Genomic DNA, 15,317 nt, shown 5'->3' with positions numbered 1-15,317 from the left:
CGCTCGCGGAACACGAGCGTCATTCCAAACTTCGCGTTCGCGAATCAGGGGAGGCTGTCATGTTCTCGAGGCTTATTTCATGCGCAGTAGTAGTAGCTGTTCTTTGTCCCCGACTGAGTTTTGCACAAATGGGTGGGGCCGCGTCACGCGGCGACGTGCAAGAGTTGCGTCGCACCATGGAACTGTTGGAAGCGCAGCTGCGTCAATTGGAACGACCACAGGGACGTCCCGACGCAAACGACCGCGTGACGCAGATCGGCGCCATGCGCGAAGGCCGGAATCCAGCGATCATCATACGGATCTATGATCTGAGCGATCTCTTCGCCATGTCTCCATCCTATCCAGCAATGCGTTTGACCGATCTGGGAGGTATGAGCACTTCGATATTTCCCGTAGCCGCGGCCAAGGAACTGAACGGCTCGGCAGGCGGCATGATGGGAGGAATGGGTGGAGGAATGTTCAATGTACCTGCCTCTGTGACGGTTCCAGAAACCAGGACATCTACGTTGAGGCAGATGGGAGGGCAACAGAATAACACATCCGCCGACGCGCCGGGTGGACGGGCTACGATCGACGAATTGATTAATGCAATTCAACAGACGATTGCGCCGGATCACTGGGACTCAAACGGTGGCGAAGCTTCGATCGCCCGCGTCGGAACCTCGCTGTTGATTTCCGCTAACCAGCCGATGCACGAGCAGATCGACGCGTTGTTGAACCTATTTCGCCAGCGTTGGCGCACCCTGCGTTCGATCACGGTCCGGGCCGATTGGTTGTGGTTAACGGCTGGAGAGTTGAACGGTCTGCTAGGCGAACACGCCGATCGCGCCCGCGACGCAGGAACAACGGTGGTCGATGAGAAAGTCTGGGCAAAACTGCTGGACGACGAGCACAATGACGCCAATCATCACCGCGCCTATAACGCGGCATTGACCTGCTACAATGGCCAAACCGTTCATACCGAAAGTGGCGGACAGAGCCTGGCCGTTACGAACATGACACCGATCGTGCAGCAAGTCCTCGACGCCAAGGCTCCGGAGCCCGTTCTATTTGACCCCACGGTAACCGTCGTGCAGGAAGGGGCGGCGTTGCAAATCACTCCCGTCGCAACGAAAAGTGCCACGCACGTGGTGCTCGACGTACACAGCCGCGTGGCGCGATTGAAAAAGCCCGCTGTCAAACAAGCGCAAATCAGTGCTAAGGAACAGACAATTCGGGCGACGCCGGCCGAGATTGTTGATGCGATCGACCGACCGGTGCTGACGACTCATCGCCTGTCGACCACACTCCGTGTTCCGACCAACCAAACGGTGCTGGTAGGCGGGATGACCTTCGAGAGCCAGCCCGAGGCCGGTGACCCGAACCTGTATCTGTTCGTCAAAACCAGCGTTCAGGATCTGCGGGAGGAAGCGCCTGTGGTTGAGAAAAGCCCGGCCGCCCCACCTCAGGCAGTGCCCACCGACGCCAAACCGACGAGTTCCTCTCCGCCAGATGAACAATAGAGGAACAGGCGGGGGTCCGATCGGCGTGCGGTTCCAACTCGTTACAAGAGTGCCGCTCGCCGGCCGGGGCTGAATTCTGGCAACTTGCAGCTTTTTTGCGGCCGGGGCGCTAGAATGGAGCAAAGATTCTCGCCGCGGCGGCGAATAGCTGCACGAGCCTGTCATTTGCCTAATTGCGGAGGGCCTCGGTTATGTGGTCGCAAGTTATCGAGACGCTGGCCTCGGACCCCGGCATCATGTTGGGTGCCCTACTGGGATCCTTGGCCATGATTTCCGGCACCGCCATCTGCATGACGGCCATCATCAGCGAAGCGTGGCGCAAAGTCCGCCAGACCGAGGACAACAACGCTTTGAAGCAATCGATGCTCGACCGTGGCATGTCGGCCGACGAAATCACGGCCGTCGTCCGCGCGGCGCCGGAAAAACGCGCAAGGTTTTCGATCAGTGCCGGCCGCGCCGGGCTACATTGCCAAACCTGACCGTTCGATCGTGTCGCCTGGCGTGACTGTCGCCATCGCCTCGAGCCGCGATGCTGGTAGAATCTTCATGCGCGGCTCTGCTGAACCACGATCATGGCCGCCGAAGTCTATACGACGAAACCGGGCGTCTGGCATCGTTTTCGCGCCCTGCGCTATCTGGCAATCGTGGCCCTCGTCCTATTGCTCGTACCGATGTTTTTCGAAAACTTGCTGATCTTCATGCCCTCCCGCTATCCAGACGGCGATTGGCAGCCGCAAGAACTGGAGTTCGAGAACGCATGGTTCAAATCCGAGGACGGTGTGCAACTGCACGCATGGTACCTGCCGGCCGTCGCACCGCGGGCGTATCTCCTGTTCGCGCACGGCAATGCCGGGCACGTTGCTCATCGCGCGGCGTGGCTGCGTCAGCTGCAACAGGAGTTGCGCGTCGCAGTACTGGCGTTTGATTATCGAGGGTTTGGCCGCAGCGAAGGACGTCCTCACGAGCACGGTGTGCTGGCCGACGCCCGCGCAGCGCGCGATTGGTTGGCGGAACGTGCCGGCGTCGCGCCGCAGCAAATCGTGCTGCTTGGTGAGAGTATTGGCGGCGCCGTCGCGGTGGACGTTGCAGCCAACGACGGGGCACGCGGCTTGATCCTGGAGAACACGTTCACATCGATTCCCGACGTCGCGGCTTTTCACTTTCCTTGGTTGCCGCATCGATGGCTGATGCGCACGCGTTTGGACTCTGAAGCTAAGATCGGCCGATATACAGGCCCTTTGCTGCAGTGCCACGGCGATGCCGACAGCATCGTCCCGTTTGCGCTAGGACAGCGATTGCACGCGGCGGCGTGCAGCCCCAAGCAGCTTGTTGTGATCCCGGGCGGAGATCACAACGACGCACGCAGCCAACAGTGGTTAGCCGCACTGGATGCTTTTTTCGATCAACTGCCCGCCGGCTGAGGCATTGTTGGCGCATGAAAATGCCCGCGACCCCTCTCAATCGAGGCCGCGGGCAGGCTGAATCTTTTGTCCGACATGGCGATCGTAGCCAGACGGCTTAACGACGGATCGTGCTACTGGGCGTCGGCGCCTTCTTGGGGGTGCGGGCCTGTCGCGTCGGCGCCTTGGCCGCCGCGGCTTTCGAGGTAACACTTCGCGAACCGACCGATTTCGGTGCGGGCGCCTTCGGAGCGCTCGCGATCGACGGCGTCACGTCCGGATTCTCTTCGCTGGAGAATGTCGACTTGCCTTCGGTGATGCGGGCCGAGTTGGCGACCTTGCCATCCTCATTCCACCACGTCCACTTGCCGGTCTCGACTCCCTTTACGAAATCGCCGCAGGCGGACTTTTGACCGTTTTCGTGCCACCAGGTCCACAAACCGTTGCGCTCGCCGTTGATGTATTGACCTTCGATCGCTTTCTGGCCGTTTTCAAACCACCAATTGCTTTTGCCGACGGGCAGATCGTTCAGGTACTGCCCCTCTTCGTCCTTTTGGCCGTTCTTGTGCCATGAGGTGTAAAGGCCGTGCCTTTGATCCTTGCCTTCCTTCGATACGGTGGTCACGACATTGCCGTTCCACCAATCGTAGTTGCATTTCAGCACTTCGCGGGCAAAGAGAAAAGTAGCCTCGAGCTTCGGCTGACCATTGGGATAGGACTCAATCTTCTTCGCCAATCGCCGTCCTTCGATGTACGTGTCGTTAGTCGTTAGCTTCTTCGGCGCCGCCCATTCACGCATTTGCCCATCCATCTGTCCGCCGGTGAAATCGATCTCGCGCATCTTTTCGCCGTTGGGATAGTTCCAGACGGACTTTCCTTGGCGTTCGCCATTTTCGAAGAGGAACTCGCTGCACACGCGATCCTGCTTGTCGTAGACGACCCATTTACCGTGCAGCCGGCCATTGTCGAATGTCACTTCCGAGACAAACGGCGCCTGGAACAGCTTGTAGGGCGCTTGCGAATACATGTCCTTGCCACCAACGGAATGCCATCGCGTCCACACACCGTGGCGCTCGCCATAGCGGTACTGGCCACACGCCACCATGCGCCCTTTTTCGTCATACATGGTCCACTTGCCATGATTGACGTAGTTGCCGCTGGCGTCTTGAACGACTTCGCGTTCGATCTTGATTTCGCGACTCGGGTATCGCTCTTGAATCAACTCGCTATTCGTCGGGGACACCGGCTGCGCCTCTTGCTCGACCGGATCGGCGTTCTCCGGTGGCACAACCGGGACCTCGGCCGGCGCTTCTGCCGGTGCCGCTACCAGCGCGGCGGATACCGCGTCGCCAGGGGCGGATTCCATCACATCCGCCGATGCGGTCGCGGCCAACGATAGGCTGGCCGCGACGCTCCACGCCACGCCCTTCATTGAACGGAACATTGCGATCTCCCTCTCCAAGCATGACGTCGGGATTAAACCATGCGATCGACGCGAGTCTTAAAACCGCATCGGCCAGCACGGTGCGCCGAATTAACAATTTGCGACGAATCGGCAGACTCGATAGGTGGACAGCGACTAGGGAATCGCGCGGCCCGAGCGGCATTGGCTTACGATCGCGAACCCTTTGACAGCCCAAGGCTTAGGCAACGGCTTCTCTCGCTATCGCCCAACGGCTGCCGACGGGCAAATTGCCGTGCGAACCGTGCCAGTCCAGTTTGGCGATTGCAGGAGCGGGCATCGGCATAACCGTCACCGTCGGTAAAGTTTCTCGTCGGCAAGATGATCGCCTTACCTAGGGCCCAGGTTCTCAAGTTCACGTGCGCAGAACGATGAGCGGTCACAGAAATGGTCGCCCAGATTTTGACGAGATTGCTTGGTGGGACTTCTTACCGCTCGCGCAGGGCGGTAGCCTATGAGCGTTGTCGCCGCGCCCGGTGCAGTGCAGTAAGTGCTAGGTTCGCCTCCTCCCGATCGATAACCGCTGCCGGCGATTGCGATAACCCGGACTCCCGCCGACTCGTAATTGGAAATCTCGGCCATGGAATCGATGCAAGGATTTTTGCTCGTCGCGTCTCCGGCGCTCGAGGATCCTAATTTCCGAAAGACGGTCGTCCTCGTCGTCCGTCATTCGGCCGACGAAGGGACACTCGGGCTGGTGCTGAATCGCACGACCACAACCAGCATGAAAGAACTGTGGCAGCGCATGGAACAAGACGACTGCTCTTGCGAGGCGCCACTCAGTTTGGGTGGCCCCTGCGAAGGGCCGCTGATGGCCTTGCACACGGACGCGGCGATCGCCGAGTTCGAGGTCTTGCCCGGCTTGTATTTTTCGGCGAGCAGCGACCAGCTTCGTGCCCTGGTCAGCGTCCCTCGGCCTGATGTACGTTTCTTCTTCGGCTATTCCGGTTGGGGCGCCGGGCAATTGGAAATGGAACTTCAGGCCGGCGCGTGGCGGACCGAGCCCACGGCACTACGGCATGTCTTCGCATTACATCAAGAGCTCTGGGAACGCTCGATCAGCGAGGCTGCTGGATGGGAAGTCCTCGCGTCGTTACGGATCAAGGACGTGCCGATCGACCCGTCGATGAACTGAGCAGGTGAGGATCCACGACTAGCGACGAGTTTCCAATCCGCGCGCCACTCCGTAAACCACCATCCCTGTCGCGATCAGTCCCAGGCCCACGCTGCACTCGAATGGTGCAGCGATGAACATGCTTGCTAAGACGAAAATATACGCGACGACAAATACCGCTGGCAGTACCGGATATCCCCAGGCACGATACGGACGCGGCACGTTAGGTCGTGCGCGCCGCAGCACGAAGACCGCGACGACTGCCGCCAGATAGAAAAGGGCGGCGCCGAAAATGCAATAGTCGCTTAGTACATCGTACAACCGCTTGTCGAGATCGGGATTGTAGGCGCGGTAGAAATCTCCGGCGATCACCAGCAGCGCGGCCCACGTCGAAAGGGCCGCGATGGCCACGGCCGGCGTACCGAAACGGGGCTCAATACGGCGTAAAGGACCAAGAAACGCGTGATCGCGTGCGACCGCGAACAACACGCGCGGCCCGGTGAGTATGTTGGCATTCAGCGCGCCAAAGACCGACACCGCCAGCATGGCCAGGGTCAACTTTCCGCCAAAGTTCGGAATCAGCTTTTCAGCCACTACGACGGCCGTGGCCTTGGCCGTAGCAATTTCGCTCGACGGTAACGTCAGGTGATAGGCCAGGTTCGCGCCAACGTACAGCACGATCAGCAATACCACCCCGACGACTAACGCACGTGGCACATTACGGTCCGGATTGCGCACCTCCTCGGCAACGATGGGCAGATTTGCCCAACCGTCGTACGCCCACATGATGCCCGAGACGGCGCTCCCGATGCCGACGAGTAGACTCGCGCTCATGGCGCTCGGCCAGATACGTTCCCAATGAACTCCACCCGACTCGAGCGCCACAAAAGGCAGTAGTGCGAGCAGGGCGACGAACCCGACCTTGATCAGCGTCGTGACGTTCTGCACGATGCCTCCCCAGACCGTGCCCACGATGTTGACGGTCGCTAACACGGCAATGCTGCCGATCGCAAAGGCACGCTCAGCGGTCGGTCCGAGGTCATGACCGAGCGCGGCAGAGAACTCGCCAACGGCGATGGCCATTGCGGCCGCCAACGTGGCGATGGCTCCGCTACGAATGATGCAGAATTCAGCCCAAGCCCAACTAAACGCCCACAAAGGGCCATAGGCTTCGCGTAAGAACAGGTAGGTTCCCCCGGCGCGCGGAAACATGCCCGATAGTTCGGCGAGCACCAAGGATCCGCATAGATTGACGAGCCCCAACACGATCCAAAGAGCCAGGATCAGCCCTACATAACCTTGCGTCGCCGCGGCGACCTGGCTGGGCTTTAGAAAGATGCCGGAGCCAATGACGGCACCAATGACCAGGGCCGTGGCCGAGAACAACCCGAGGACGGGTTGCAGGCTCTGCTCGTCCTTCGAAGCGGTCGCTGCGCGATCAGAATGAGGCATGGCTGGCCACCTTATCCGGTCTCACGGCGCAAGGCCAGGCTCATGTTTTTCAAATGCCGCGCGACTTTCATCCGCACCATTTTCCATCACTTCCGTAGAAATCCCGCTGCTCGAAAATCGTGCAGTTCTTTTGCAAGGCGTACAAAAATGCGTCACTGGCAAAGAGCGCGGGGGGCATGCTCAATGGATGGCCAAAGTCGGCGTAACACAAGGCTAACAGATCGCAAGGCTATTTCCTGAATGGATTTATGGCGACAAACCGCAGTAACATCGCCCCGACGGTCAGATTGTACCGGTTAAAACGGCGCGGCATTCGCACTATCTTCAACGCGCAAAAATGGTTAGCGCCCCTAAGGTTTGCGTTATTCGCATTGTTTAACTACCATAAATCGAGTATTTGGAACGTGAGGGGTGTTGATGGAACGGGGGGTACGATGACTCCGCCTATCAACCCGCCGCGAAGCGGCACTCTCAAGCACCTCGTAGGCGCTTGGGAAGCAGCAGGGACTGCTATGGTGCTGGGGCCGAGGATCGCTAATGACTTGGAAGATCGCCATTCGCTTCAGAATGAAGCCAATTGGCGCGTGACTTGAATTGCAAGCATCACCTAGTCGCAGGTTATGTCGACTAGGCACGATGCGCAAGGCTTTGACTAATGGCAAACAATACACACACCGCGCCCATGGATGGGGTGCATGCAATCGGCAGTGGCAAATCCGCCGATTGGGTCCTGGGACGGAATGCGGTCGTGCGACGCATTGCGCAGCACGCAGAGCGTGTCGCCGAAGTGCAATGCAGTTGTCTCATCTGGGGCGAGACTGGCACGGGCAAGGAGCTCTGGGCTGGTCTGATTCATGCTTCCGGCAGCCGGGCTACTCGTCCGTTCATTCCGGTTAACTGCGCCGCTTTGACTCCGACGCTGGCTGAGAGTCAGCTATTTGGTCACGAGCGCGGCGCGTTCACGGGTGCAGCCGGCAGCTCATTAGGCGTGTTCCGCGCTGCCAGTGGCGGCGTGGTATTCCTGGACGAGATTGGCGAAATGCCGCTCGACCTGCAACCCAAACTGCTGCGCGTGCTTCAACAGCGAGAAGTCACCCCGGTCGGCGCTTCGCGCCCGGTGAAGATCGATGTGCAAGTCGTGGCTGCCACGAATCGCAACCTCGAAAAAGAGGTGATCGACGGCCGGTTCCGCGAAGATCTTTATTACCGGCTCAATATGGTCGAATTGCGTGTGCCGGCCTTACGGCAGCGCCCGGAAGACATCCCGGAACTGATCGAATTTTTCTCCGAGCGGTTCGCAAACCGCTACGGCCGCCCTCGCTGGCGTCCCGATAACGAAATTCTGCAGCGGTTCTGCGAATATCAATGGCCGGGCAACATTCGCCAGTTGGCCCAGGTTATCGAGCAATCGTACGTGCTCGATTGCGCCCCGGCACTGCCCGAGTCGTCAACCGCTCGCCGCGAGCAAGCACTGTCGCTACCGTTTCTCAACCTCGAACGATTGCGTAATGAGTCGATTCGCCAAGCCCTGCGTATCACACGTGGGCACAAGGGACGGGCCGCCAAGCTATTGGGCGTTCATCCCAACACTTTGACCCGGCTGCTCGGTCGCTTCGAGGTCTCGCTCACGCTCCCTGGCGGAGCCGAAGAGTGCGTTGACTAACGGTAAGCCCAAATTACCGAAATCCAATGCTGACGTGTGGCCGCCATAGTGGCTCAGGCTGCCTTCTTAACGCTCGCAGGTTTCGACGCGTAATCGGCCAGCAGCGCCGTGATACGCTGCTCGAGCAGTTCTAATTGTTGCAGCACCTCGTCCTGCCGCGATTCGATCTCGCGGATCGAATCCTGGGCCGGCTCCGAATCAGTGGGGGGCACGGTCGATATTCCTGGGCGGTTCTGATGCACGTCCGCAGGGAAGCATCGGCACGCCCGCGCCCGATGGTCGAATTCGCTTGGCCCTGCCCGGCCCCGGTGAATATTCGGCCTGGGAAAACTCGGAAGTTTGGCTAGCAGCTCCGGTCCGATGCCTAGAAAGACAAAACCGCGGTCCCCGACCCTCCTCCGAGGTCCGAACATTCTCCCGGAAGGTTTTCCCTCGCTGCGCAAGCCAGGCTTCGTTGTTTAGATTCCTGCCACCGCTGGGGTCGAAATGCATTTACAGCAACCGCTTGCATCCGCTACACTGGTCGGTTCGCCCAACGCTCCGATAGCATGTTCGCCCCCAGCCGCGGCAAGCCGTCGGACGAATAAGACTTTCCGAATACAGAATTCCTGTTTAAGGAGGACGTGTGGTCAAGCTGAACGTTCGCGATCGCGAGAGCATTCAAGAAGCGGTGCGCCGTTTCCGTAAATTGGTCGAGCGCAGTGGCATCAAGAAAGAGATGCGTCGCAAGGAATACTACGAGAAGCCCAGCGAAACCCGTCGCCGCGCTCGCCTGCGTGCCGAACGCCGCACGCGCCGCAACTTGCTGGGGCCGACCGCCTAGTTTTCGTCGCCAAGGTTTTTCTGGCGATGTCGATCCGCACACGGTTCTGGAGTTCGTGGCGGATAATCTTCCCAGCGCATAGCCGGCTGCGACCGGTGATAATTCGCAGGCTTTGCCTGTCTGGCGGCAAGGCGTGCGCGGATAACCCCGCGCGGAACGCAGTTTGGCAGTGCGCCACGTTCTGGCAGCACTTCCCGTTCAATGCACCGGCGACCGATGGTTCCGGTTTCCGATTGCGCAAAAAAAGGGCGCAGCAGGGTCCCCTCAAGCTCCCAGCTATCCCCGCTGCGCCGCGGACCGATGCCCTCCCCAGAGCATAGGTACATTCAAACTCTAGGTCGCGCGGCGGGTGTGTCAAACCCCGAAAGGATCATCACGCCGAGCCTGGACGCTGCAGATCCCCGACCGCAGGACTGGTGATTAGATTACGCGACCTAACCCACGCTGCGAGGCGATTCTGCACGATTTCGCCGAGGTCCACGCCGAACCGACTGTTGGAAAAAATCAACAACGGCTACGACCAGTCCAGCCCAATGTCGAGCCACGTAGCCGAGTGCGTAAGGGCGCCCACGCTGATGCGATCCACCCCTGTGGCAGCGATCGCAGCCACGGCTTGCAGATTTACGCCGCCGGATGCCTCGAGCTGTACGCTCGGGAATCGTGCCCCGCGCCGGGCCACGGCCTCGCGCAATTCGCCAAGCGACATGTTGTCCAACAGTACGATGTCCGGCTGACGTGGGAGCACTTCATCGAATTGCTCGAGCGAATCGACTTCGATTTCGATCGGCACCGAAGCGCCCGCCGCCAGGCTCGCCACGACCTCACGGCAGCGATCGATTGCCGCCGCGGGTGAATAGCGGGCGTCCTGCGCGCCGAAGGCCAGGTGGTTATCCTTGATCAGGATCCCATCGAATAGCCCCAGCCGGTGGTTACGCCCTCCGCCGGCGCGGACGGCGTATTTCTCCAGACGCCGCCAGCCGGGAGTCGTCTTGCGCGTGTCGTAGATTCGCGCCTTTGTAGCAGCGACGGCCTCGACAAAGCTCGCCGTCAGCGTCGCGATTCCCGATAACCGGGAAAGTAAATTCAAAGCAGTACGCTCGGCCGTAAGCAGATTACGGGCCAAGCCCGAGACCGTAGCGATCGCAGTTTCGGCTTCGACATGTTGCCCATCAACGATGGCCGACGACCAGACGAGTTGCGGATCGTATTCCGCCAGTGCCAACTGCGCGGCCGGAATGCCGGCAATAACGCCCGCACGCCGCGCACGAACCACGGCACTTCCCTGGGCCGCCTCGGGAACTAAAGCGACAGTTGTCCAATCGTAAAGTCGCCCCAGATCTTCGCGAATCGTTAGCCGCACGAGTTGACGGCAATCTTCTTCGGCCGCCTCATCCCATACGACTTCGCCAAAATCGGCTCCCACGATAGCGCTCCGCTGGTTCAAGTATTCGTCTTACGAATCGAGTCTGCAACAATTGCATCCCACAGTTCGGACACCCCCTGTCCCGTCGCCGCCGTAATGTTCAACACCGGCACGCGCTGCGATCGCGGCGACAGTGATAACGCCGATTGCAATTGTTGCCGCACGCGATCGGCACCAGGCAAGTCGGATTTATTCACCACCAGCAAATCGGCGACCTCGATCAAACCGGCCTTCTCCCATTGCACCTCGTCGCCCGTATTGGGTGTGACCAATAGCACGAGCGTCTCGACCGAACTACGAACCGCGATTTGATCCTGACCGACACCGACGGTCTCGATCAAGATCACGTCGAAGCCGAAAGCCGTTAGCCAATCTCGGGCTGCGCTGGTCGCTGCCGAAACGCCGCCCGCGGCGCCGCGCGTCGACAGGCTGCGAAAATAGACTCCTTCGTCGGCCGGATCGAACCGGACGCGAATCCTATCACCCAGCAATGCGCCACCCGTCACGGGGCTTTGCGGATCACAAGCCAAGACGGCCACGGTCACCCCCTGGCCACGCAAATGCGTGATCAGGGCGCCGACCAGGGTGCTTTTGCCTGCCCCGCCGCTTCCGGTCAGACCGATCACACGGGCCGGCCCATTGGAACGCGATACTGCTGGCAGCGCAGGCGCTTGGCCTAGTTCAACCAATGTGAGAAGTTCGGCCAGCGCGCGGCGATCGTGCTGGAGAAATCGTTCGATAAGGTTCGCTCGCAGGGTCATCGTCTGCGATGATATCGGGCGTTGTACGAGCGAACAACGGTCTATGCGATGACGCGACCGGATAAGGTCCGATCTTTCGATTACCCCGCGGCGGGAGTAAACTTGGTACTGTGGACGCACGCGGGCTCGCCTCGGGCGCACGCGGTTCGCTTGTCCCTTTTTCCAAGGGCCCTCGACTTATGGTTACTGACGCGAAGCTCACAGCCCGCGAGGCCTGGCAGGAAGCGCTCGCCGCGGCGGCCGAGCGCGATACCAGCCTGACCACGATCAGCGGTAACCAAGTCCAGCCGCTTTACGCACCCGAGGAATCCAGCGAGGCGTACGAGCGCGATATCGGTTACCCGGGACAGTACCCATTCACTCGCGGCATTCATGCCAATTTATATCGCGGCCGGCTGTGGACGATGCGCCAGTTCGCCGGGTTTGGCACACCTGAAGAGACCAATGCCCGCTTTCGCTTTCTGCTCGAAAAAGGGCAGACCGGGCTGAGCACGGCCTTCGATTTGCCCACCTTGATGGGCTTGGACAGCGATCATCCCAACTCGCTGGGCGAAGTTGGCCGGCTCGGCGTGGCCGTCGATACGCTCGACGATATGGAGCGTTTGTTCGCCGGCATCAATCTGGGCGACGTCTCGGTCTCGATGACCATCAACGCTCCGGCTTGCATCGTGCTGGCTTTTTATCTGGCAACGGCCCGCCGGCAGAAGGTCGAGTGGAAAAATCTGCGCGGTACATTGCAGAACGACATTCTCAAGGAATATCACGCCCAGAACGAATTCGTTTTTCCGCCGCGCGAAAGCGTGCGCCTGGTGACCGATACGATCGAGTTCTGCACGCGCGAGGTTCCGCAGTTCAACCCGGTATCGATCTCGGGCTACCATATTCGCGAAGCGGGCAGCACGGCCGCCGAGGAACTAGCGTTCACGCTGGCCGACGGGTTCCATTACGTCGAGCAAGGGCTCGAGCGTGGGCTGGCCGTCGACGAATTCGCGCCGCGGCTCTCGTTTTTCTTCAACTCGCACAGCGACTTCCTCGAAGAGATTGCCAAGTTCCGTGCCGCCCGCCGCATCTGGGCCCGACATTTGCGCGAGCGCTACGGGGCCGGCGAGCCGCGTAGCTGGATTCTACGATTCCATGCACAAACTTCCGGCGTAAGCCTGCAAGCGCAACAGCCCGAAGTGAATGTGATCCGTGTGGCCTATCAGGCCATGGTCGCGGTGCTGGGCGGTTGCCAGTCCTTGCACACCAACAGCCGGGACGAAACGCTCTCGTTGCCCACCGAAGAAGCCGTGACGATCGCGCTGCGTACGCAGCAAGTGCTGGCCTTTGAAACGGGCGTCGTGAATTCGGTTGACCCCTTGGGCGGCAGCTACCAGGTCGAAACGATGACCGATCGCATGGAAGCCGAGGCCGAAGCGATTTTCGCCGAGATCGCGCGGGCCGGTGGCGTCATTCGCGCCATCGAAGGGGGCTATTTCCGGCGGCGCATCGCGGATAGTGCCTTCCGATTTCAGAGCGAAGTCGACTCGCGGCGAAAGCTGATCGTCGGCGTCAATGCTTTTGTCGAACCGGACGCGGTGACGATCCCCACGCTGGCAATCGATAACGAAATCGAGCGCCGTCAAAAGGCAAACCTGGCGCAAATCAAGGCCCAACGGAATAGCGCCGCCGTCGACGATGCACTAGGGCGTGTCCGCCGCACAGCCGGCACGGCCGAAAACATTATGCCCGCCCTTCTGCACGCGGCTGAGCAGCACGTCACGCTGGGGGAAATCGTGAAAGCCCTAGCCGATGTGTTTGGCCGGTATCAGCCCGGGGTATAACCCCGGTGAAGTGCCGTGGCAGTAACCCCGAATCGCTACCTCGACTGCACGCTTGGCGAGCGGGCTGGCAGGCCATGAGCCAGACGATTCTCGACGGGCGGCAAATATCTGTCCGTTTATGGACTGCGCGACTTAGCGCACCAACGCTTTCGCAGACATCCGTCGTCTCATTCGGCTAAAACTGCCCAAGCTAGAATTTCTGGGGCGCAACCTCGCTCAAAATGGCGCGAAAATAATTCCTGTCGTCACTTGGCACGCGGCTAGCAATTTGCTCCATCCCATAGAGAATGACTGCGCGCCGTGGTCGCGACCCGACCTATCGAAACCAGTCCGAAAACTGGATTCCCAATCACACACCGCGGCGTTTGAAATTCAGGAGAAACTCGTATGCGTATTCAAAAGAACGGCCCATGCTGTCGCGGTTTGATCTTTGTGTTCGTGATCGGTATCTCCCTGGTTAGCCCGGTGGCCGCCCAGACAAAAACGGGAAAAGAAACGAAGGCTCACCCGCCATCGAGCTATGACCAGATTAGCCCGACGTTGCTCAACAATTCGTTCGATGCGACTCGAGCAAAAGACAAGGCCGACAAGCCGGCTGTCACCGAGAAGCACAAGAAACTGCTCGACGAACGTTATGACCTCTCATCGCATCCCGATAAGAGCGTCAAGATGTCGCGTGGCAAACAGATTCAGGCAGGCCCCGCCACGAAGCTCCCCTCCGGCGTGACCTGGGCGAAGTTAGCGGACATGTCCCCCGACGACATTCGTGAGAAGGGCTTGTTCCCCGCTGGCTTCCTGCCGTTGCCCCACCCAAAACACGAAGTCGGCGGCATGGTCTTTCCACAAATGCAGCTCAAGCAATTTCCACGGCTCGAACGCTTCGATATCGAATTCGATCTGCCGGAACATTTCCTGCCCGAGTTTCCGCCGGCGATTTATTTGACGTCGCGATCCGACCTGGGAGACGTCTCGCAAGGCAAAGTGGTGACCGAGGAAAACTTTCAAGAATTATTTCAGGGAATCCTGAACGCGAAGGACCTCGAAGGTTTACGCTTACTGGTCACGCAGTTTCCGCAGCAACAATTTAATGCCACGGCCGATCGCAAGACCGAAAAGGCCGACGGCATGCGCGGCGTCTCTTGCTTCGACTGCCATGTCAACGGTCATACGTCGGGGGCGACGCATCTGTCGGGAGACATTCGCCCGCAATCGCACCGTCGTCGTATCGACACGGTAAGCCTTCGCGGTGTGAACATTCAGCGACTCTTCGGTTCTCAACGTGCGTTGAAAACGATCGAGGATTTCACCGAGTTTGAACAACGTGGCGCGTATTTCGACGGTGACCAGGTCTCGGCCGCGGCCAAAGGAGTTAATCCGCTCGAACGTGGCAGCCAGGTCCATTTCATGGCCGAATTCCAGGAGTTGCTCGATTTCCCCCCCGCACCGGCGCTAGGATGGGACGGCAAGCTCGATCCGAAAAAATACGGAGCCGACACGCCCGAGATGCGCGGGCAGAACCTTTTCTTTGGCAAGGCACAATGCAGCACCTGTCATCCGGCACCTTACTACACCGACAACTCGATGCACAACCTTCAGGTCGAGCGTTTCTATAAAACGCAAACGCACAACGGGCTGGTGGCGACCTCGCAGGGGCCAATCAAGACGTTCACGCTGCGTGGCATCAAGGATTCGCCGCCGTATTTTCACGACGGACGGCTGCTGACGCTGGCCGACACCGTCGAATTCTTCAACCTGGTCCTCGGTACGCACCTGTCGGATCAAGAGAAATCGGACCTGGGGGCATTTTTGCGCTGCCTGTAGGCCAGTTTGTCAGGCAAATTACCTTCTGCGCCGCATGCTAGAGTTTGGAGTTAAGCTCCGGGCAGGCATACTG

At 59.6% G+C, this 15,317-nt stretch carries 13 protein-coding genes; 8 read left to right on the top strand and 5 right to left on the bottom strand.

Annotation, left to right across the window (positions count from 1 at the left end; all coding sequences use genetic code 11):
• Window positions 1–128: 128 nt before the first annotated feature.
• From VGN12_23870 to VGN12_23860, 3 genes are all read left to right on the top strand, one after another.
• Window positions 129–1,502 carry a hypothetical protein gene (locus VGN12_23870; GenBank protein HEY4312507.1) on the top strand — a complete coding sequence of 458 codons (1,374 nt, stop codon included), beginning with the start codon at window positions 129–131 and terminating at the stop codon, window positions 1,500–1,502.
• A gap of 191 nt (window positions 1,503–1,693) precedes the next feature.
• A complete protein-coding gene (locus tag VGN12_23865) occupies window positions 1,694–1,981 on the top strand; it encodes a hypothetical protein (GenBank protein ID HEY4312506.1) in 288 nt (95 codons plus the stop codon).
• A 93-nt stretch (window positions 1,982–2,074) separates the two neighbouring features.
• Window positions 2,075–2,923: an alpha/beta hydrolase gene (locus VGN12_23860; GenBank protein HEY4312505.1), complete on the top strand. Its 849-nt coding sequence runs from the start codon at window positions 2,075–2,077 to the stop codon at window positions 2,921–2,923.
• Window positions 2,924–3,020: 97 nt separating this feature from the next.
• Here VGN12_23860 and VGN12_23855 read toward each other — a convergent pair whose 3' ends face one another.
• Window positions 3,021–4,346 carry a hypothetical protein gene (locus VGN12_23855; GenBank protein HEY4312504.1) on the bottom strand — a complete coding sequence of 442 codons (1,326 nt, stop codon included), beginning with the start codon at window positions 4,344–4,346 and terminating at the stop codon, window positions 3,021–3,023.
• A 598-nt stretch (window positions 4,347–4,944) separates the two neighbouring features.
• Between VGN12_23855 and VGN12_23850 the strand changes: the two genes are divergently transcribed.
• Window positions 4,945–5,499: a YqgE/AlgH family protein gene (locus VGN12_23850; GenBank protein ID HEY4312503.1), complete on the top strand. Its 555-nt coding sequence runs from the start codon at window positions 4,945–4,947 to the stop codon at window positions 5,497–5,499.
• Window positions 5,500–5,517: 18 nt separating this feature from the next.
• Here VGN12_23850 and VGN12_23845 read toward each other — a convergent pair whose 3' ends face one another.
• Window positions 5,518–6,930, bottom strand: a complete 1,413-nt coding sequence (locus VGN12_23845) for an amino acid permease (protein HEY4312502.1) — start codon at window positions 6,928–6,930, stop codon at window positions 5,518–5,520.
• A 655-nt stretch (window positions 6,931–7,585) separates the two neighbouring features.
• Here VGN12_23845 and VGN12_23840 point away from each other — a divergent pair.
• On the top strand, window positions 7,586–8,593 hold the full coding sequence (locus VGN12_23840; protein HEY4312501.1) for a sigma-54 dependent transcriptional regulator: 1,008 nt from the start codon (window positions 7,586–7,588) through the stop codon (window positions 8,591–8,593).
• A gap of 53 nt (window positions 8,594–8,646) precedes the next feature.
• Here the strand turns inward: VGN12_23840 and VGN12_23835 are convergent, their stop codons facing one another.
• Window positions 8,647–8,805 (bottom strand): hypothetical protein, encoded by a 159-nt coding sequence (locus VGN12_23835; GenBank protein HEY4312500.1) that lies wholly within the window; start codon window positions 8,803–8,805, stop codon window positions 8,647–8,649.
• A 413-nt stretch (window positions 8,806–9,218) separates the two neighbouring features.
• On the opposite strand from VGN12_23835, the gene rpsU reads away from it, so the two are divergent.
• On the top strand, window positions 9,219–9,416 hold the full coding sequence (gene rpsU / locus VGN12_23830) for a 30S ribosomal protein S21 (protein ID HEY4312499.1): 198 nt from the start codon (window positions 9,219–9,221) through the stop codon (window positions 9,414–9,416).
• A 514-nt stretch (window positions 9,417–9,930) separates the two neighbouring features.
• On the opposite strand, the gene nadC is transcribed toward rpsU, so the two are convergent.
• Both nadC and meaB read right to left on the bottom strand, forming a co-directional pair.
• Entirely contained in the window at window positions 9,931–10,839 is a 909-nt protein-coding gene (nadC, locus tag VGN12_23825) for a carboxylating nicotinate-nucleotide diphosphorylase (protein HEY4312498.1), read from the bottom strand.
• Between the two features lie 17 nt (window positions 10,840–10,856).
• Window positions 10,857–11,600, bottom strand: a complete 744-nt coding sequence (gene meaB / locus VGN12_23820) for a methylmalonyl Co-A mutase-associated GTPase MeaB (GenBank protein HEY4312497.1) — start codon at window positions 11,598–11,600, stop codon at window positions 10,857–10,859.
• 179 nt (window positions 11,601–11,779) lie between these two features.
• Between meaB and VGN12_23815 the strand changes: the two genes are divergently transcribed.
• The gene (locus VGN12_23815; protein HEY4312496.1) at window positions 11,780–13,423 is read left to right on the top strand and encodes a methylmalonyl-CoA mutase family protein; all 1,644 of its coding nucleotides are present in this window, start codon (window positions 11,780–11,782) and stop codon (window positions 13,421–13,423) included.
• Window positions 13,424–13,810: 387 nt separating this feature from the next.
• Window positions 13,811–15,244 carry a cytochrome B6 gene (locus VGN12_23810; GenBank protein HEY4312495.1) on the top strand — a complete coding sequence of 478 codons (1,434 nt, stop codon included), beginning with the start codon at window positions 13,811–13,813 and terminating at the stop codon, window positions 15,242–15,244.
• The last annotated feature ends 73 nt before the right edge of the window (window positions 15,245–15,317 follow it).

This window comes from Pirellulales bacterium, assembly GCA_036499395.1.
Classification (GTDB): domain Bacteria; phylum Planctomycetota; class Planctomycetia; order Pirellulales; family JACPPG01; genus JACPPG01.
The sequence above is the reverse complement of the archived record's forward strand: the minus strand, read 5'-3'. Positions and strand labels throughout refer to the sequence as shown.